General features: G+C 68.3%; 19 protein-coding genes. 5 read left to right on the top strand and 14 right to left on the bottom strand.

Going from position 1 to position 16,446, the window contains the following annotated elements:
- Positions 1-18 precede the first annotated feature (18 nt).
- From ACPTTF_RS28150 to ACPTTF_RS28130, 5 genes are all read right to left on the bottom strand, one after another.
- The gene (locus ACPTTF_RS28150; RefSeq protein WP_423369087.1) at positions 19-603 is read right to left on the bottom strand and encodes a thiamine phosphate synthase; all 585 of its coding nucleotides are present in this window, start codon (positions 601-603) and stop codon (positions 19-21) included.
- 31 nt (positions 604-634) lie between these two features.
- Positions 635-1,978 carry a hemolysin family protein gene (locus ACPTTF_RS28145; protein WP_423369086.1) on the bottom strand — a complete coding sequence of 448 codons (1,344 nt, stop codon included), beginning with the start codon at positions 1,976-1,978 and terminating at the stop codon, positions 635-637.
- 76 nt (positions 1,979-2,054) lie between these two features.
- Positions 2,055-2,834 carry a sensor histidine kinase gene (locus ACPTTF_RS28140; RefSeq protein ID WP_423369085.1) on the bottom strand — a complete coding sequence of 260 codons (780 nt, stop codon included), beginning with the start codon at positions 2,832-2,834 and terminating at the stop codon, positions 2,055-2,057.
- A 67-nt stretch (positions 2,835-2,901) separates the two neighbouring features.
- Complete coding sequence (locus tag ACPTTF_RS28135; protein ID WP_423369084.1) at positions 2,902-3,825, bottom strand: DMT family transporter; 924 nt, start codon at positions 3,823-3,825, stop codon at positions 2,902-2,904.
- Between the two features lie 41 nt (positions 3,826-3,866).
- A complete protein-coding gene (locus tag ACPTTF_RS28130; RefSeq protein ID WP_423369083.1) occupies positions 3,867-4,724 on the bottom strand; it encodes a LysR family transcriptional regulator in 858 nt (285 codons plus the stop codon).
- Positions 4,725-4,839: 115 nt separating this feature from the next.
- Here ACPTTF_RS28130 and ACPTTF_RS28125 point away from each other — a divergent pair, with 115 nt between their 5' ends.
- The 3 genes from ACPTTF_RS28125 (at position 4,840) to ACPTTF_RS28115 (ending at position 7,872) form a co-directional block, all read left to right on the top strand.
- A complete protein-coding gene (locus tag ACPTTF_RS28125; RefSeq protein ID WP_059521475.1) occupies positions 4,840-5,223 on the top strand; it encodes a tautomerase family protein in 384 nt (127 codons plus the stop codon).
- Positions 5,224-5,349: 126 nt separating this feature from the next.
- Entirely contained in the window at positions 5,350-6,987 is a 1,638-nt protein-coding gene (locus tag ACPTTF_RS28120) for a CHAD domain-containing protein (RefSeq protein ID WP_423369082.1), read from the top strand.
- Between the two features lie 48 nt (positions 6,988-7,035).
- Positions 7,036-7,872 carry a TOBE domain-containing protein gene (locus ACPTTF_RS28115; RefSeq protein WP_423369081.1) on the top strand — a complete coding sequence of 279 codons (837 nt, stop codon included), beginning with the start codon at positions 7,036-7,038 and terminating at the stop codon, positions 7,870-7,872.
- 177 nt (positions 7,873-8,049) lie between these two features.
- Here the strand turns inward: ACPTTF_RS28115 and ACPTTF_RS28110 are convergent, their stop codons facing one another.
- The 4 genes from ACPTTF_RS28110 to ACPTTF_RS28095 all read right to left on the bottom strand — a co-directional run bounded on the left by ACPTTF_RS28110 (position 8,050) and on the right by ACPTTF_RS28095 (position 11,131).
- Positions 8,050-8,751: a sulfate/molybdate ABC transporter ATP-binding protein gene (locus ACPTTF_RS28110; protein ID WP_043177825.1), complete on the bottom strand. Its 702-nt coding sequence runs from the start codon at positions 8,749-8,751 to the stop codon at positions 8,050-8,052.
- Between the two features lie 55 nt (positions 8,752-8,806).
- Positions 8,807-9,484 carry a molybdate ABC transporter permease subunit gene (gene modB, locus ACPTTF_RS28105; RefSeq protein ID WP_423369080.1) on the bottom strand — a complete coding sequence of 226 codons (678 nt, stop codon included), beginning with the start codon at positions 9,482-9,484 and terminating at the stop codon, positions 8,807-8,809.
- A gap of 10 nt (positions 9,485-9,494) precedes the next feature.
- The gene (gene modA / locus ACPTTF_RS28100; protein ID WP_423369079.1) at positions 9,495-10,295 is read right to left on the bottom strand and encodes a molybdate ABC transporter substrate-binding protein; all 801 of its coding nucleotides are present in this window, start codon (positions 10,293-10,295) and stop codon (positions 9,495-9,497) included.
- Between the two features lie 137 nt (positions 10,296-10,432).
- Positions 10,433-11,131, bottom strand: a complete 699-nt coding sequence (locus ACPTTF_RS28095) for a phosphatase PAP2 family protein (RefSeq protein ID WP_059521469.1) — start codon at positions 11,129-11,131, stop codon at positions 10,433-10,435.
- A 248-nt stretch (positions 11,132-11,379) separates the two neighbouring features.
- Here ACPTTF_RS28095 and ACPTTF_RS28090 point away from each other — a divergent pair, with 248 nt between their 5' ends.
- A complete protein-coding gene (locus ACPTTF_RS28090) occupies positions 11,380-12,489 on the top strand; it encodes a PHB depolymerase family esterase (protein ID WP_423369078.1) in 1,110 nt (369 codons plus the stop codon).
- 81 nt (positions 12,490-12,570) lie between these two features.
- Positions 12,571-12,747: a DUF3563 family protein gene (locus ACPTTF_RS28085; RefSeq protein ID WP_166954001.1), complete on the top strand. Its 177-nt coding sequence runs from the start codon at positions 12,571-12,573 to the stop codon at positions 12,745-12,747.
- Positions 12,748-12,860: 113 nt separating this feature from the next.
- Here the strand turns inward: ACPTTF_RS28085 and ACPTTF_RS28080 are convergent, their stop codons facing one another.
- The 5 genes from ACPTTF_RS28080 to ACPTTF_RS28060 all read right to left on the bottom strand — a co-directional run bounded on the left by ACPTTF_RS28080 (position 12,861) and on the right by ACPTTF_RS28060 (position 16,370).
- On the bottom strand, positions 12,861-13,280 hold the full coding sequence (locus ACPTTF_RS28080; protein WP_166953999.1) for an organic hydroperoxide resistance protein: 420 nt from the start codon (positions 13,278-13,280) through the stop codon (positions 12,861-12,863).
- A 156-nt stretch (positions 13,281-13,436) separates the two neighbouring features.
- Positions 13,437-13,889, bottom strand: coding sequence for a MarR family winged helix-turn-helix transcriptional regulator (locus ACPTTF_RS28075; protein ID WP_166953997.1), 453 nt, complete (start codon positions 13,887-13,889; stop codon positions 13,437-13,439).
- Positions 13,890-14,074: 185 nt separating this feature from the next.
- Positions 14,075-14,884, bottom strand: a complete 810-nt coding sequence (locus ACPTTF_RS28070) for a BPSS1780 family membrane protein (RefSeq protein WP_166953995.1) — start codon at positions 14,882-14,884, stop codon at positions 14,075-14,077.
- Positions 14,875-15,873 carry a homoserine kinase gene (locus ACPTTF_RS28065; protein ID WP_423369077.1) on the bottom strand — a complete coding sequence of 333 codons (999 nt, stop codon included), beginning with the start codon at positions 15,871-15,873 and terminating at the stop codon, positions 14,875-14,877. Before ACPTTF_RS28065 ends, ACPTTF_RS28070 begins: the two co-directional genes overlap by 10 nt.
- A gap of 101 nt (positions 15,874-15,974) precedes the next feature.
- Positions 15,975-16,370 (bottom strand): hypothetical protein, encoded by a 396-nt coding sequence (locus tag ACPTTF_RS28060; RefSeq protein WP_021160838.1) that lies wholly within the window; start codon positions 16,368-16,370, stop codon positions 15,975-15,977.
- Positions 16,371-16,446 lie beyond the last annotated feature (76 nt).

Below are 16,446 nucleotides of genomic sequence, written 5' to 3'. Positions count from 1 at the left end.
CCGCAGGAAATTCCCGAACTACCAGAACCCGCGAATGCCGGCGATGCCGTACGCGCCGTGGCGGCGCGCGTCGTCGAGGTGCGTGCGCGTCATGCCGCCGAGCGCGAAGACGGGCATCGCGGCCTCGGCGGCCAGTGCGTCGAACTGCGCCCAGCCGAGCGTCGGCGCACCGGGATGACTGAGCGTCGGCAAGACGGGCGACAGCGTGACGAAATCCGCGCCGGCGCGCGCGGCCAGCAGCAGGTCATCGCGCGTGTGGCAGGCAGCGGACACCCATCTTCCGGCCGGCAACGGCCGCTGCGTGGCGGCGCGCAATGCGGTGCCGTCGAGATGCCAGCCGGCGCCGTCGAACTGCATCACGCCGGCCGCATCGATCGGGCCGTTCAGCATCAGGTGTGCACTGGCCGCGTCACAGCGCACGAGCGCCGCGGCGGCGAGCCGTGCAAACGCGGCTGCGTCGAGCGATTTCACGCGCAGTTGCACGAGCGTCTCGCCGCGCACGAGCACGGCCGACAGCCGGTCGAGGAACGCCGCGCAATCGGCTGCCGACGCGGACGCCGGCTCCGGCGTGATCACGCAGCAGCGCGGCAGCGTGGCGTTCATCGCGTGCGGCAGCGGCAACCACGAGCGGCCGTCATTCGTCGGCCTCTTTCGTGATCTTCGGGTACACGCGCACGAGCACGATGCGCGGCCCGTTCATCTTCTTCACGACGACGTCGAAGCGGTCGAACGACACGCGCTGCCCTTCGGTCGGCAGGTCGCTGAGCGCCTGGATCACGAGGCCGCCGACCGATTCCGCGCGGCCTTCGTCGATGTCGATGCCAAGCGCCTGTTCGAGCGACACGACGGGCAGGCTGCCCTTGCCCATCAGCGTGCCGTCGTCGAGGCGGCTCCAGTCGGCGTCGCCCTGGCGGAACTCGTCGTGGATCTGGCCGACCAGCGCGCCGAGCAGGTTGTCGAGCGTCAGGAAGCCGATCGGCTTCTCGCCCTTGTTGCCGACCAGCGCGAAGTGCGGTGCGCCCTTGCGGAAGCGGCGGAACAGGTCGAGTGCCGGGGTGTCGGGCTTCACGTACTGCACGGGGCGCACGTAGTCGGACAGGTCTTCGAGCGCGGCGCCCGCGTGACGCGCGAGCAGCAGGTCCTTCAGGTGGATCAGCCCGCTCACCTGTTCACGCGACGCATCCTCGAACAGCGGATAGCGGCTGAAGCGGTGCCGCGCGACGATCTCCATGTTGTCCGGCAGCGGCAGGTTGCGACGCAGGCCGATCATTTCATGGGCCGGCCGCATCAGGTCCGACACGGTCATCGACGAAAAATCGAGCGAATGCGCGAGCGTGTTCCACTCGTCGTTGCTGTACGTGCCGCGCGCGGGCTGTGCCGGATTGCCGGCCGTGCTGCGGCGGCTGCGCAGGATCAGCTTCAGCTCGTCGGTCGAGTAGTGCGCGTCGCCGCCGTGGTCGGCCGACAGCCCCGCGAGCCGCAGCACCGCGTTGGCGCTGTTGTTGAGCACCCAGATCGCCGGGTACATCGCCCAGTAGAACGCGTACAGCGGCAACGCGACCCACAGGCCGACCTTCTCCGACTGGCGGATCGCCATCGATTTCGGCGCAAGCTCGCCGACGACGATGTGCAGGAACGAGATCAGCGAGAACGCGAACACCAGCGAGATCAGGTGCACGACGCGCTCGGACTGCACACCGATCAGGTCGAGCAGCGGGCCGAGCAGTTGCGCGAACGCCGGCTCGCCAACCCAGCCGAGGCCGAGCGACGCGAGCGTGATGCCGAGCTGGCAAGCGGAAAGATAAGCGTCGAGCCGGCCGTGCACGATGCCGAGGATGCGGCCGCGCAGGCCGTGCTTGCGGGCCAGTGTCTTGACGCGCGTGGCGCGCAGTTTGACCAGGCCGAATTCGGCCGCGACGAAGAACCCGTTCAGGGCCACCAGGAACAACGCGCCGATGAGCGCGAAGATCTGTAACAAAGAATCACTCCGGTTATGACAGGCCCATCAGTATAGAGCCAGAAAGGAATTTGTAATGTATTGGGAGGCCGATTGCTTACACCGGCGTCTCGCCGGGGACGGAGAACGTGATGGTGGCGGTTGCGCCATCGGCGAACGCGTCGTGCGAGAACGAACCACCGTGTGCGAGCGCGACGCGCTGGCAGAGCGCAAGCGTCCAGGCGACGCGCTTCGCGTCGCGTTCGCGCAGCAGCTCGCGTCGTGCGAACGATTCGAATGCGTGCGGCTGCGCGGGATCGGCGAGCGCGCCGGCGTCGACGGTGCACGTGGCGCGCGCGGTGAACTGCACGCCGTCGCGTGCGCACGCGACCGTCACGCGGCCGCCGGCGGCGCTGGCTTCGACGGCGACCGTCAGCATCGTCCAGAGCGCCTGCGCGATGCGTTCGCGGTCGGCGGTCAGCGACGGTTCGCCGTCCGGCAGCGTCGCGTCGAGCGTGACTTGCCGTGCGTCGGCGAGCGCGAAACGGACGAGTGCGAGCGTGTCGTCGAGCAGCGCGCGCAGCGCGAACGGCTGCGGCTCGAGTGCGAGCGTGCGCGTTTGCGCGCGCGGCGCGTCGAGCACGTCGTCGATCAGCGCGACCTGCTGGTCGATCCCGGTGCGGATGCCCGCGAGCGCGCGCTGCAGATTCGGATCGGCGTTGGCCAGCTGGCGCTCGAGCACGTACGCCCAGCTATGCATGGCGTTCAGCGGGCTGCGCAGGTCGTGCGACGCGGTGGAGAGCGCCTGGTCGCGCAGGAACAGCGCCGCCTGGGTGGCGTAATGCGCTGCGCGTTCGCGCAGCAGGTCGGCGGCGGGATCGACGGAAGTGGACGTCACGGAGCTGGCCTGTCGGAAGCGGTTGGCGTGGAAGTCACGCGAACCGCCATTATAGGGACGGTGCGTGTCACGCCGGCAGCGCGTCCTCGTCCTTTTTCCGGGCGTCGCCGTTCGGCAGCAGCTGGCACGCGAGCAGGCCGGCCAGCATCAGCGCGCAGCCGACGAGCGCGCGCAGCGTCAGCGTTTCGCCGAGCGCGGCCCAGCCGGCGATCGCCGCGAACACGCCTTCCATGCTGAAGATCACGGCCGCGTGCGCGGGCGCCGCGTCGCGTTGCGCGACGACCTGCAGCGTATAGCCGACGCCGACTGACAGCAGGCCGCCATACAGCAGCGTCGGCAGTGCGTTGCGCAGCATCGCGCCGCTGACCGGCTCGATGACGAGGCCGACCGCGAGGCACGTCACGCCGCATACGACGAATTGCATGAACGCGAGCACGAGCGGATTGTGGCGCTTCGCGAAATGGCCGACGGCCATCACGTGCGCGGCGATGATCACGGCGCCAGCGAGCTGGAACCAGTCGCCGTACAGCACCGAGAAGTGCTCGTTGATGCTGAGGAAATACAGGCCGATCGCCGCGAGCAGCGCGCCGAACCACGTGCCCGGGCCGATCCGGTGACGGGCGAATACGCCCATCAGCGGCACGATCACGACGTACAGCGAGCTGATGAAGCCCGCGTTGGCGATGCGCGTGTATTGCAGGCCGATCTGCTGCAGCGAAATCGATACCGCCAGCAGCCCGCCGAGCGCGAGGCCGGGCAGCAGCAGCGCCGGCTCACGGCGGATGGCCGCGAGCTGCGCGCGCGACGCCGTGTTCAGCGTCAGCAGCGGCACGAGCACCAGCGCGCCGAGCAGGAAGCGCAGCCCCGTGAACAGGAACGGCCCGATCACGTCGAGGCTCAGGCGTTGCGCGACGAAAGCCGAACCCCAGATCGCGGCGGCGGCGAGCATCAGCAGGTTGGCACGGAGGTGCTTGCGGGCTTCGGGCTTCATCGGAATTCTTCTGGAGATTGCGGGCGGCGGAACCCGCTAGTTTACGCCGAGATTGCAAGGCTGTCGGCAAACCTGCGCAACGCGGCGGCGGCGCGTGCGTCGCGCACGCGCGAATACAGCACGACCTGCGACAGCGGCAGCGGCGGCAGCCCGAATTTCGCACCGACGTCGACCAGCGTGCGCGGCGCGACACGCCGCGCGAGCGGGCAGACGGCGAGCCCCGCGGCAGCGGCGGCCGTGACCGCCGCGACGCCGCCTCCCGTAAAGCGCTCGCGCCACGGCCGCCCTGCGTGATCGAGTGCGCGCAGCGCCGCGGCCCGCACGCCGCACGAGCCGGCCAGCACCGCGAGCGGCAGCGGCTCGCCGGCACGCGGCGCCCAGTCCGGCGCGGCGAGCCACGCGAGCGGTTCGGAAAACAGCAGCGTGCCGTCTTCGCGCGGCGGGTCTTCGCCCGGCTCGTGCCGCACGATCACCGCATCGAACCGGCGTTCGTCGTATTGCGCGAGCAGGTTCGTCGACGTGCCGAGATGCATTTCGAGCGACAACCCCGGATCCTGCCGATGCAGGCTCGTGAGCACGGCCGGCAGGTCGGGCACGGCCACATGTTCGCTGACGCCTAGCGCGAGCCGGTGCGTGCCGGCCGAGATCGCGCCGAGCGCGTGGTCGTGCGCGTCGAGCAGCGCGCGGGCGGCCGGCAGGAAATTCTCGCCGTCGGCGGCCAGCTTGACCACGCGCGGCGTGCGCGCGAGCAGCGGCTTGCCGAGATGGGCTTCCAGCCGCTTCAGCTTCAGGCTCACGGCCGACTGCGTGGTGCCGAGCGCATCGGCGGCACGCGTGAAGCTGGCGAGATCGGCGACCAGCACGAACGCGCGTACGGCATCGAGGTCAAGGACTTTCATTTCTGATGTAAATGGATGAAATATGCATCAATGACTGTTTATTATAGTTCGGCGAGCCTAACCTGACGCTGTGTTTCCGTTCTTCAACGTCAACTTCACCGACAGGAGCAGCACCATGCCATTCACCCGTATCGCAGTGCGCGAAGGCAAACCGGCCGCCTACCGTGCGGCGCTCGTCGACGGCGTGCATCGCGCGCTGATGCACACGTTCAACGTGCCCGAGGACGATATCTTCATGGTCGTCACCGAGCATGCGGCCGAGAACTTCGTATACGGTCGCCACTACCTCGATATCGAACGCAGCGACGATCTCGTGATGATCCAGATCACTGCGAACAACACGCGCACGCTCGAACAGAAGCGGGCGCTGTACCGGGCGATCGCGGACAACCTCGCACAGCAGCCCGGCGTGCGGCAGCAGGACGTATTCATCAGTCTTGTCGAGGTGCTGAAGGAGGACTGGTCGTTCGGCAACGGCCTCGCGCAATACGCCGTTTGACCTGCGACAGGTCGACAGGGCCAGATCGTCGCCTGCGCGTTTTTGCGGCGTGTACTATGGAAGCTGCTTCACGGGTGACGCCGGCGCGATCGATGCGCCGGCGATTCTTCATGTGCAGGAGCCTCCATGTCGCGTGTGCTGGAAATCGTGTTGTCGCTGTCGCTGGAAGGGTGGCCGGTCAAGACTGCGAGTCGCGCCCGAGGCGCGCAGCGCGATTTCGGCGCCGAGCTCGTGCGCGCGTGGCGGATCTGCCCGCAGGTCCGGATGCGCCGCGGCCATGAACGCGTGACGATCGAGCCATGCCGGATCGAGGAGGCCGAGTTGAGCCCCGGCGCGAGCTGGTGGACATGGGTCGAGTCGAATGCCCATGGAAGGCGGGTCGTTGCGTCGCGCACGAAGGCGTTTGCGCCAGGTGTCACCGAGCGCGAACTGTTCGACGCGGAGCATGCGGGCATTGCCGTCGCGATGCCGTTACCCATACCCGAAGCGGCCGTCGCAGTCGAGGCCGTCGTCGCGACGGGCGAAGTCGACGGCACCGCGCCGGATGCGACCGGGCGCCCGGAGGCAGTCGGTACCCAGCCAGAAGCGTCGGCGCTGCGCCTCGTCAGCGAACGGCGGCGCGGGCGGTGGGCCGACGACAGCGGCGTCGTGGTCGAGATGACGCTCGACGACGTCACGCTGCATCGCGGCAGCGAGCCGCCGCACCGCTACGTCGAACTGCGCCTCGCCGCGCCCGATTGGGAAACCTTGCCCGCGCGCACCGCCGCGCTGCACGCGCTGTTTGCGGCGGCGCGCGAATTGAGCGGCGCGTGGCCCGCATTCGTGCAACTGACGAGCGTGATCGATCGCACATGTGCGGCCGAGCCGACCACCGACGGGCCCGTCAAGGCAAAGCTCGTTGACCTGACCGGCGTGCGCACGCAGCGCGCCGCGCTCTTCGCGCTGTCCGGCGACATCACCGCACAATGGCTCGGCAACGAGGGCGGCGTGCTCGAGCATGACGATCCCGAATTCGTGCACCAGATGCGCGTCGCGCTGCGTCGCCTGCGAACGCTGATGCGCTTTTTCCCGCTCTTTGCCGACCGCCAGTGGCGGGACACGCTCGGCGTCGACCTGCGCTGGCTTGCCGCGCTGCTCGGCACGGTGCGCGACTGGGACGTGTTTGCGACCGAAAGCCTGCCCGCGCTGATCGCCGCCGACGGCGGCGACGGCGAGTGGCACGGCACGCTCGACGCCGCGCGCGCGCAGTGCGGCGCGGCGCGGGGCGAGCTGCGGCAGGCGCTGCATTCGGCCCGCTACGCCCGGCTGACGCTCGGCTGGCTCGAATGGCTGAGCTTGCTTGCGCTGCCGCCCGCCGAACACGGCGAGGCACCCTCGCTGCGGCGCCACGCGACGAAGCGCGTGCGGCGGCTGTTCGGTCATCTGTACGCGTCGCCGTCGCTCACGTCACTCGACACGGCTGCGCGCCATCAGGTGCGGATCGATGCGAAGCGGCTGCGCTATGCACTCGAATTCTTCGCGTCGCTGGCGTCGCGCCGCACGCGCACCGAGACGGTCAAGACGCTCACGCGCGTGCAGAGCGTGCTCGGCGAAGCCAACGACACGATGGTCGCGCTGCATCATCTCGAAAAACTGGCGGCGCCGCCGTACCAGCTCGGTTTCGTGCGCGGCTACGGCGCTGCGCTCGAGCAGCGCGCGGCGCGCGATGCCGAGACACTGCTTGCCAGCCTGCGGCCGCCGAAGCTCGACGGCAAGCCGGGTTGAGCGGCACGCGCTGACTATAATGGCCGCCCGATTCCCGCACGTATCCCGATGACCGACACACTGCATTCCTCCCCGTCCGCCGAACCGCTCGAACTGGGTGGCGAGCTGTGGCTGCGCGCCGGCGAGCAGACGCTCGGCGGCGCCACGCGCATCGCGCTGCTCGCGGCGATCGGCGACACCGGTTCGATCACGCGCGCGGCGAAGGCCGTCGGCCTCAGCTACAAGGCTGCGTGGGATGCCGTCGATACGATGAACAATCTCGCCGGTGAACCGCTCGTCGCGCGTTCGACGGGTGGCAAGGGCGGCGGCGGCACGACACTGACGCCGCGCGCGACGTCGCTGATCGCCGCGTTCCGCACGATCGAGCGCGAGCATCGCCGGTTCATCGAGGCCGCGAGCGCGGCCGTGGCCGGGTTCGACGTCGACTGGGCGCTGATCGGCCGGATCGGGATGAAGACCAGCGCGCGCAACCAGTTGTTCGGCAAGGTCGCATCGATCGTGCGCGGCACCGTCAACGACGAGGTCACGCTCACGCTGCCCGGCGGGCAGCCGGTCGTTGCCGTGCTGACGCACGAAAGTGCCGATGCGCTCGGCCTGCAGGCAGGCGCGGATGCATGCGCGCTCGTGAAGGCGTCGTGGGTCGTGCTCGCGGTCGACGATGGCGAGGACGCGTTGAGGGTGTCGGCACGGAACCAGTTGCGCGGCCGCGTGGAAACCGTCACAGCGGGCGCGGTGAATAGCGAGGTGACGCTGGCGCTCGACGGCGGCGGGACGCTGACGGCCGTCGTGACCAACGACAGCGTCGATGCGCTGCAGCTCGACGCCGGCCGGCCGGCGATCGCGCTGTTCAAGGCGTCGAGCGTGATTCTTGCTGTGACGGGCTGAGCGCCCGCGCGCGTCGGCGCGCTTCGGCGGTCGTGTGACGGACGGAGCGAAGCCGGCATCGTCGCAGTATCAGTACGGCGCCGGCTTCGTTTCCGCTTTCTGCTTGTGCCGCTGCTTGCGGCTTCTCTCAGGCTCCAACGTGCTTGTCACCACCACGACGACCACGGCCTCGCGCGTTCACGCGACGCGCGTCGGCCACTCGGCGTGCGGCGGAGCCGCCTGCACGCGTCCTTCGCTCAACTGCACGACCTGGTCGCCGAACGCGGCGACGTCGTCGGGATCGTGCGAGATCAGCACCATCGGGATATCGAGCCGCGCCTGCAGTTCGGCGAGCTCGTGACGCATGCGCTGGCGCATTGCGCCGTCCAGCGCCGCGAACGGTTCGTCGAGCAGCAGGATCCGCGGCTGCGCGACCAGTGCGCGCGCGAGCGCGACGCGCTGTTTCTGCCCGCCCGACAGTTGCGACGGATACTGTCCCGCGAGCGCTTCGAGATCGAACGCCTGCAGCCAGTACGCGACTTCCGGCGGTACCGTCTTCGCGCGCGGGTTGCGCAGCCCCGACGTGAGCCCGAACGCGATGTTCTGGCGCACGTTCAGGTGCGGAAACAGCGCGTAGTCCTGAAACAGGTAAGCGACGCGGCGTTCGCGGGTCGGCACGTCGATGCGGCGCGCGGCGTCGAACAGCGGTTCGCCGTTCAGCACGATCGTGCCTTCGTCGGGCGACAACAGGCCGGCGATCGCCTGCAGCGTCATGCTCTTGCCCGCGCCGGACGGCCCGAACAGCACGACGCGCTGTGTCGTCGCAGTGAACGACATGTCGAGCGTGAAGCGGCGCTCGGCGTTCGCGTAGGTCTTGCGGATGTCGACGACGAGGCTCATGCGGGCCTCCGCCGAAGCCGGCCGGCCACGAAAGACGATGGGCGAGGCAGGCGCTTCATGTCAGCTGGCTCCGCCGGGCACGCGACGGCACGAGCCAGCCGGTCGCGAGCAATACGAGCACGCAGGTGATCGACGTCACCAGCACGAGGAAGTTGGCCGTGTTGTCGTCGCCGGCCTGCACGGCCGCATAGATCGCGACCGACAGCGTCTGCGTGCGGCCGGGCAGGTTGCCCGCGATCATCAGCGTCGCGCCGAACTCACCGAGCGCGCGCGCGAACGCGAGCAGCGCGCCCGCGAGGATTCCGCGCGTGGCGAGCGGCAGCGTCACGCGGAAGAACACCGCGACTTCGCCGAGCCCGAGCGTGCGCGCGGCACGTTCGAGATGCGGATCGACGCCTTCGAATGCAGCCCGCGCCGATTTCAGGATCAACGGAAACGCGACGACCATCGATGCGATCACCGCGCCTTGCCACGTGAATACGAGCTCGATGCCGAGCCTGTCGAGCCACGCGCCGAACACGCCGCGCCGGCCGAGCAGCACGAGCAGGTAATACCCGAGCACCGTCGGCGGCAGCACGAGCGGCAGCGTCAGCACGGAATCGACGACGTCGCGCAGCGGCGAGCGCCAGCGTGCGAGCATGAACGCGGCCGCGACGCCGAGCACGATGTCGAGCGCGGTCGCCCAGCCGGCAACCTTCAGCGACAGCAGCAGCGGGACCCAGGCGTCTTGCATCGCGTTACGCTCACTTGCCCGCGGGCTTGAAGCCGAACGTCGACAGCACGGCCTGGCCTTGCGGCGACGCGACGAAGTCGATGAACGATTGCGCCTGCGCGGCGTGGCGGCTGTCCTTGACCACGGCGATCGGATAGGTGATGGCGGTCTTCGTCGGCACCGTCAGCGCGATTTTCACGCGGCCCGGCATGATCGCGGCGTCGGTGCCGAACACGAAGCCCGCGTCGACTTCGCCGCGCGCGACGTAGTCGAGGCTCTGGCGCACGTTGGCGGCCAGCACGCCCTTCGCGCTGACGGCATCCCACACGCCGGCCGCGCGCAGCGCGCCTTCGGTGTAGCGGCCGACCGGCACCGACGCCGGGTCGCCGTACGCGATGCGCTTTACGCCGGGCGCCGCCAGATCGTTCAGCGACGTCGGCGCGGCCGCCTTGCTGTCCGCCGGCACGATCAGCACGAGCGAGTTCGCGGCGAAATCGCGACGCGTGCCGGGCACGATCACCTTTTCGTCGACCGCGCGATCCATCGCCTTCTGGTCGGCCGATGCGAACACGTCAGCCGGCGCGCCCTTGGCGATCTGCTGCATCAGCACGTCCGACGCGCCGAAGTTGAACAGCACCTTGGTATCCGGATGCTGCTTCTCGTACGCGTCACCGACGGCCTTGAACGCGTTCGTCAGGCTGGCGGCGGCCGACACGACCAGTTCATCCGCGGCGGAAGCGGGCGCGCTGAACGCGATGCCGGCACCGGCAAGCGTGGCGATCGGCAGCAGGCGGAGCAGGGTGCGGCGAAGCGGACGGACGGTTGAGCGCATGGTGGATTCGTTTTGAATGGGTGAAAACCGTAATCGTAATATAGGGCGGGTTATAACGCTCGACATACCGCTCATGCGACGGCGCGCATGTAATGGTCAGACCTGAATAGGGGTGTGCGCGCCGGCCGGGTGGCCGGTCACGTACGGAGCGTCTGCGGTGACGACTGGGTGCGCTGCAGCGACGACGGCTGCGATGCGGGGCGGTAGTTCGGGTTGGCCTTCCAGCGCGCGCGGACGAACGGGCGTTCGTGGCCCGACAGTTGCAGCGCCACCTTGGTGACCCAGCGATGCGACGGCACCGTGATGCCGTGCAGCGCCACGGTGACGAGCGCGAGGCTCGCGACGACCGCGGGCACCGACCAGCGGTGCGGCACCGCGCGCCATGAACCCGCGATGAACGCGAGCGCGGCGATCGCGCCGACGATACAGCCGGTGATCGATTCGGACGGCGAATGCGCGTCGAGCGCGACGCGCGACACGCCGACCGCGACGCCGGCCGCGAGCCCGAGCGCGATGCCGGCGATCCGCACCGGCGTGCGCGTGCGGATCAGCGCCAGGAAAATCGCGACCGGATAGACCGACGTCGACAGCATCGCATGGCCGCTGAACCCCGTGAAATCCCACTTGCGGATGCCGATCCCCCAGCCGAGGAACGCGATCTTCGTCAGCGCGACCACGCCGATCGCGGCCGCGAGCACGCCGAGCCACGCGGCCGCGCGCTGCCACGAGTAGCCGAGCGCGAGCCAGACGGCGATCGTGATCGCGAGCGGCAAGGTCAGGCCGGCGCCGCCGAACGCGGTGATCATGATCCACAGGTGAGACGACAGGTCGAACATCGGGAAGGGGACGAACGAAGGCGGGGAGGATGCTTAAATCAACGCGCGAGCCGGGAAGAACGACTACAACGGATACAAGCGGCGAAACCCCAGTATAGCGCCGCGTGCGCATGAGCCCCGTTTTTTGCGCGGACGGGAACTATCCGCATGCAGGAAAAATCCCAGAAACAATGTTATGGTGCATTGCACAAAGTCGAACGCTGCATCCGTTGTGGTGCCCCTATTTTTCCTGACTGCGAGCCCGATCGATGACCAAAAGTCTGACCAAGGTGTGGGTAGGCGGCATGAAACGCATGCTGTCTCCTGCCGCCAAGCGCGCGGCGCGCGATGCGCAGCGCATCACACGCGACGCCCTCGAAGCCGCGGCGTCTCCCGCCGTATCCGATCTGTCCCCACCGCGCGAATCGCGCGTGCGCCCGCGCGCGGCCGCATGGGCGGCCGGCGAGTGGACGCGCGGCGAACATCCGATGGCACCCGCGCTCGGGCGCCTCGTCCAGCATCTCGCTTACGGCCTCTACGTGCCGCCCGGCCGCCGGCGTGGCGCGATGCCGCTCGTCGTGATGCTGCACGGCTGCCAGCAGTCCGTCGACGAATTCGTGCAAGGCACGCGGATGAACCTGCTGGCCGACAAGCATGGTTTCGCGGTGCTGTATCCGGAGCAGTCGCTGCGCGCGCACGCGCACGGCTGCTGGCACTGGTACGAAGATACTGACCGCGCGGGCCGTGGCGAGGCGAACGCGGTGGCGTCGCTCGTCGATGCGCTCGTCGACGAGCGCGGTTTCGACGCGTCGCGTGTCTATGTCGCGGGGCTGTCGGCCGGCGCGGGCCTCGCGTCGCTTCTTGCACTGCACCATCCCGACCGCTTCGCGGCGGTGGCGTTGCACTCGGGCCCCGCGCTCGGCGAGGCGAATTCCGGCATTACCGCGATGGACGTGATGCGGCGCGGCGTGCGGCAGAACCCGGCCGCGGCCGTCGATGCGCTGGTTGATGCCGCCGCGTATCCGGGCATGCCGGCGCTGATCGTCCAGGGCGACGGCGACCACGTGGTTGCACCGAAAAATGCCGACCAGCTGACGGTTCAGTTCATGCGCCTGAACGGGCTCGCCGACAGCCGCGGCGCACTGCGAGGCGGCGAGCGGGTCGAGACGCGCGACACGGGTGTGCAGATCACCGATGTCTGCCGCGACGGCGAGCCGGTCGTGCGGCTCTGCCACGTGAAAGGGCTCGATCATGCGTGGGCCGGCGGAGATGAAGCGGTGCCGTTTCATGCGGCGGTCGGCCCCGATGCGAGCGCAATGATCTGGGCCTTTTTCGAAGCACAGCAGCGCACTGTGGCGACCGAACGACGCATCGTCTGATCGACGCTGGCCAAGAACTAGGGTTTTCCCTATAATTCGGGAAAACCCTAGTCAAAGAACCCTTGGATTGCGAGATCGACCATGTACCTGCTGAGCCACCTCTTCCTGATGCTGACCAAGAACGCTGAAACGGCCCGTAAAGAGCGCGCCGAGGCGTACCTGTCCGAAGCAACCGACATCTACGATCTCGAATTCCGTATGCGCAAGATCGATCGCGAAGCGGCGGTGAACCGCCCGTATTCGATCGGCTCGCGCTAAGCAGCGCAAGGCGGGCCTGCCGGTCTGCCATTCCGGCGAGTCACGCAGTAAAAAAGGGCGCGTGCGGCTACATGCCGCACGCGCCCTTTTTGCATTCGCGGCCTTGCGTCGCGTCAGACGAGCGTCAGGCGCACCGGCACGTTGTTGCGCGTCGCGTTCGAGTACGGGCAAACGTGGTGCGCCTTTTCGACCAGCGCTTGTGCGTCGGCCTTGTCGAGCCCCGGCAGCGACACGCGCAGCTCGATGTCGAGCCCGAAGCCGCCTGCGTCGTTCGGGCCGATGCCCACTTCCGCCGTGACCTGCGTGTCGGCCGGCAGCGCCTTCTTGTCCTGGCCGGCGACGAATTTCATCGCGCTCAGGAAGCAGGCCGAGTAACCTGCAGCGAACAGTTGCTCCGGATTCGTGCCTTCGGCGCCCGTGCCGCCGAGTTCGCGCGGCGCGGCCAGCTTTACTTCCAGCTTGTTGTCGGCGGATACCGCGCGGCCATCGCGGCCACCCGTGCTCGTGGCGCTGGTCTTGTACAGAATGTTCATCGTGCAGCTCCTGTCGGGAAAAGGGAGGAAAAGCGGCCCGGTCGAACGGGGTGTCGCCGGCCACGAGAAAAATATAGAACACAAATCATTTGTGTGCAAATGAAATTTCGAAGAAAAGGCCCGGTAGTGCCGGGCCGGTTCGTCGATGCCCGCCTGTCAGCGTTCGTTGGCGGCCGACAGCGCGTCGCGCAGCTGCTGGAGATCGGCGCGCAACCTGACCAGGAACTCGGGGGATTGCTGCATCGCGCAAAAGAGATCGGCGGGTACCGAGCGCGCGCGGTCCTTCAGCGCACGGCCTTCCGGCGTCACGCGTACGTTCACGACGCGTTCGTCGGCCGCACTGCGCACGCGCTCGACGTAGCCGAGCGCCTCCAGCCGCTTCAGCAGTGGCGTGACCGTGGCCGGGTCGAGGTCGAGCCGCGCGGCGATGTCCTTCACGGCGATGTCGTCGCGCTCCCACAGCACGAGCATCGCGAGATATTGGGGATAGGTCAGCGACAGCTTGTCGAGCAGCGGCTTGTACGTTTTCGTCATCGCGTGCGAAGTCGAGTAGAGCGCGAAGCACAGTTGCTCGTCGAGCGTCTGGGGCAGTGGGGGCAGGCGGTCCATGATTCGGGAGGCGCGTTGAACGCGCGAACAATTTGTACGCAAATTATTTTGCGCGCAAAAGATCGGGATGAACAGAGGCGGCCGGCGCGGGGCGGTGGCCGACGGAGGCGGGGGAAGGGAGGGGGCGCCGGGAGTCAATCCGGCGCGCAGAGCGGCGGGCCGGCGACGCGCGCCGGCCGGAGACTTCAGCGGCCCGACGTGGTTGTCGTCGCGCCCGGCTCCTGTACGCCGAAGCAGCCGCGATAGGTCGCGTAGAACGAGCAGTACAGCATCGTGACGATGACGATCGTCACCGGCATCATGATCGTCAGTGCATAGGCGCCGGCGCCGAGCGCCTGCAGCAGCAGCGACAGCGCGAGCGACGTGCCGAGCGCGACGCCGAACCACAGCGCGCCGTACACGACGAACGCGCCGCGATTGCGCCAGCAGCTGACGATGCTGAAGAACAGCGCCTTGGCGGGCGGGACGTCGTGCCACGCGACCAGCACCGGCGCGAACCAGAACAGCATCGCGACCGGCAGGTAGAGCAGCGTCGCGAACATCAACGCGCCGAACGTGCCTTGCGCAGCGAGCGTTTCCGGCGTCGTGCTCGCTTCATCGGCCGCGCCCATCATCACGTGGAACAGCGCGCCGCCGTCCACGAACGACGAAGCAGCGAACACGAGCACCATCGATACAACGTAGATCACGCCGAGCACGAGCAGCCGCTGGGTCGCGACGGTGCCGTAGGAGCGGAAGCCGTCGATGAGGATCGTCGGCATCACGGGCTTGCCGGCCACCGTGTCGCGGCATGCGGCCATGAAGCCGACCGCGATGCCGGGAATGAACACGAGCGGCAGCGCGGAGCCGATCACGGGCACCATCGACACCAGCGTGATCGCCAGCAGGTACGTGAAGAACAGCGTGATGAACGCGAGCGGGTTCCGGCGGAACAGCCAGACGCCTTGACGGAACCAGACATAGCCCGTTTTGGCGGGCACTTCGATCAGTTGCATGCGGTTTGGATCTCGGGAAGCGCGGGCGTATGCGCGATACGCTCGCGCAGGATGCGTTCGAAATGGCCGGGGTCGTGCGGCTTGAGCATCTCGGCCGCGCGCGGCAGGTAGAAGTCGTACAGGCGCGACACCCAGAAGCGGTACGCGCCCGCGCGCAGCATGTCGCTCCAGTGGCGGCGCTCCTCGGCCGTGAACGGCCGTACGGTCTGGTACGCGCGCAGCAGCGCATCGGCGCGCGCGACGTCGAGTACGCCGGTCGCGAGGTCGACGCACCAGTCGTTGACCGTGACCGCGACGTCGAACAGCCACTTGTCGCAGCCCGCGAAATAGAAGTCGAAGAAGCCGCCGAGCCGTACGTCATGGCCGGTGTCGGGCGCCGCGTGCGCGAACAGCACGTTGTCGCGGAACAAGTCGCAATGGCACGGCCCGGCCGGCAGCGCCGCGTAGTCGTCCGACGCGAAGAAGCCGGCCTGGTGCGCGAGCTCGCCTTCCAGCAGCGCGCGCTGCGCGTCGGTGATGTACGGCGCGATCGCCGGCACGTTCTCCTGCCACCACGACAGGCTGCGCAGGTTCGGCTGGTTGCGCGGATAGTCGCGGCCGGCGAGGTGCAGGCGCGCGAGCATCTGCCCGACCTCGATACAGTGTTCGACCCTCGGTGCGAGTTCGGCCGAGCCGTCGAGCTTCGTGACGATCGCGGCCGGCTTGCCGTGCAGCTCGCCGAACAGCGCGCCGTCGTCGCGCGGGATCGGATCCGGCACCGGCACGCCGTGGCCGGCCAGATGGCGCATCAGGTCGAGGTAGAACGGCAGTTGCTGTGCCGTCAGATTTTCGAAGATCGTGAGGACGTACTCGCCGCGCGTCGTCGTCAGGAAGAAATTGCTGTTTTCGATACCGGACGGAATGCCGCGGAACGCAAGCACGTCGCCCAGTTCGTAGTGGCGCATCCATTGCGCGAGATCGGAGTCGGAAACAGCAGTGAAAACGGCCATGCGGGATGCGTCAGGTCAGGGTGTCGGCACGCGGGCGGCGTGCGTCGCGACAGCAGGTGAAGGGAGGCGGCGCGCGGCGGTTGGTGCCGCGCGCCACGGAATCAGTAGCGCAGGTTCAGCGACGGCAGGCGCGTGATCGGGATGCCCGCGTCGTGCGGCTTCGGCGACGTGTCGGGCGTCGAGCTCATCTGGTAGCGCGTGCCGAAGTTCGACTTCACGTCGATCTCGACCGGCTTGCCGCGATCGCGGTACTCGGTGACTTCGGTGCCGTTCTTGCTCTTTTCGTGGAAGCTCGGCGTGCGGCGGATGTCGGCGAAGTCGACTTTCGACGTGACTTCGGCGCCCGGCCGGTTGATCTTGCGGAGATCGGGCAGGCCGGCGGCCTCGTTGGCCTCGGCCCGTGCCTGCGCGTCGGCGTCAGGCGTGCCGCCGGCGGCGTAAGCGGCGCTGGCGGCGGCAAACGCGGCGGCAGCGACGACGAGAATGAGCGGCTTCATGATGAGTCTCCAGTGAACCCACCGATTTTAGCAAATACTGCGCACCATCCGGCCCTCGCGTGCGTAGGGGCGCCCA

Source organism: Burkholderia crassaminum, from assembly GCF_964265005.1.
Lineage (GTDB): Bacteria > Pseudomonadota > Gammaproteobacteria > Burkholderiales > Burkholderiaceae > Burkholderia.
The sequence above is the reverse complement of the archived record's forward strand: the minus strand, read 5'-3'. Positions and strand labels throughout refer to the sequence as shown.

What these genes read in the sequence shown, in the direction of transcription:
- ACPTTF_RS28110 (WP_043177825.1), bottom strand. Translation starts at nt 8,751, where the DNA reads ATGAGCCTCGTCGTCGACATCCGCAAGACCTACGCGAACGCCGAGCGC.
- ACPTTF_RS28075 (WP_166953997.1), bottom strand. Translation starts at nt 13,889, where the DNA reads ATGGACCGCCTGCCCCCACTGCCCCAGACGCTCGACGAGCAACTGTGC.
- ACPTTF_RS28115 (WP_423369081.1), top strand. Translation starts at nt 7,036, where the DNA reads ATGACCGACACACTGCATTCCTCCCCGTCCGCCGAACCGCTCGAACTG.
- ACPTTF_RS28065 (WP_423369077.1), bottom strand. Translation starts at nt 15,873, where the DNA reads ATGGCCGTTTTCACTGCTGTTTCCGACTCCGATCTCGCGCAATGGATG.
- modA (WP_423369079.1), bottom strand. Translation starts at nt 10,295, where the DNA reads ATGCGCTCAACCGTCCGTCCGCTTCGCCGCACCCTGCTCCGCCTGCTG.
- ACPTTF_RS28060 (WP_021160838.1), bottom strand. Translation starts at nt 16,370, where the DNA reads ATGAAGCCGCTCATTCTCGTCGTCGCTGCCGCCGCGTTTGCCGCCGCC.
- ACPTTF_RS28135 (WP_423369084.1), bottom strand. Translation starts at nt 3,825, where the DNA reads ATGAAGCCCGAAGCCCGCAAGCACCTCCGTGCCAACCTGCTGATGCTC.
- modB (WP_423369080.1), bottom strand. Translation starts at nt 9,484, where the DNA reads ATGCAAGACGCCTGGGTCCCGCTGCTGCTGTCGCTGAAGGTTGCCGGC.
- ACPTTF_RS28090 (WP_423369078.1), top strand. Translation starts at nt 11,380, where the DNA reads ATGACCAAAAGTCTGACCAAGGTGTGGGTAGGCGGCATGAAACGCATG.
- ACPTTF_RS28070 (WP_166953995.1), bottom strand. Translation starts at nt 14,884, where the DNA reads ATGCAACTGATCGAAGTGCCCGCCAAAACGGGCTATGTCTGGTTCCGT.
- ACPTTF_RS28085 (WP_166954001.1), top strand. Translation starts at nt 12,571, where the DNA reads ATGTACCTGCTGAGCCACCTCTTCCTGATGCTGACCAAGAACGCTGAA.
- ACPTTF_RS28120 (WP_423369082.1), top strand. Translation starts at nt 5,350, where the DNA reads ATGTCGCGTGTGCTGGAAATCGTGTTGTCGCTGTCGCTGGAAGGGTGG.
- ACPTTF_RS28130 (WP_423369083.1), bottom strand. Translation starts at nt 4,724, where the DNA reads ATGAAAGTCCTTGACCTCGATGCCGTACGCGCGTTCGTGCTGGTCGCC.
- ACPTTF_RS28080 (WP_166953999.1), bottom strand. Translation starts at nt 13,280, where the DNA reads ATGAACATTCTGTACAAGACCAGCGCCACGAGCACGGGTGGCCGCGAT.
- ACPTTF_RS28095 (WP_059521469.1), bottom strand. Translation starts at nt 11,131, where the DNA reads ATGTTCGACCTGTCGTCTCACCTGTGGATCATGATCACCGCGTTCGGC.
- ACPTTF_RS28150 (WP_423369087.1), bottom strand. Translation starts at nt 603, where the DNA reads ATGAACGCCACGCTGCCGCGCTGCTGCGTGATCACGCCGGAGCCGGCG.
- ACPTTF_RS28125 (WP_059521475.1), top strand. Translation starts at nt 4,840, where the DNA reads ATGCCATTCACCCGTATCGCAGTGCGCGAAGGCAAACCGGCCGCCTAC.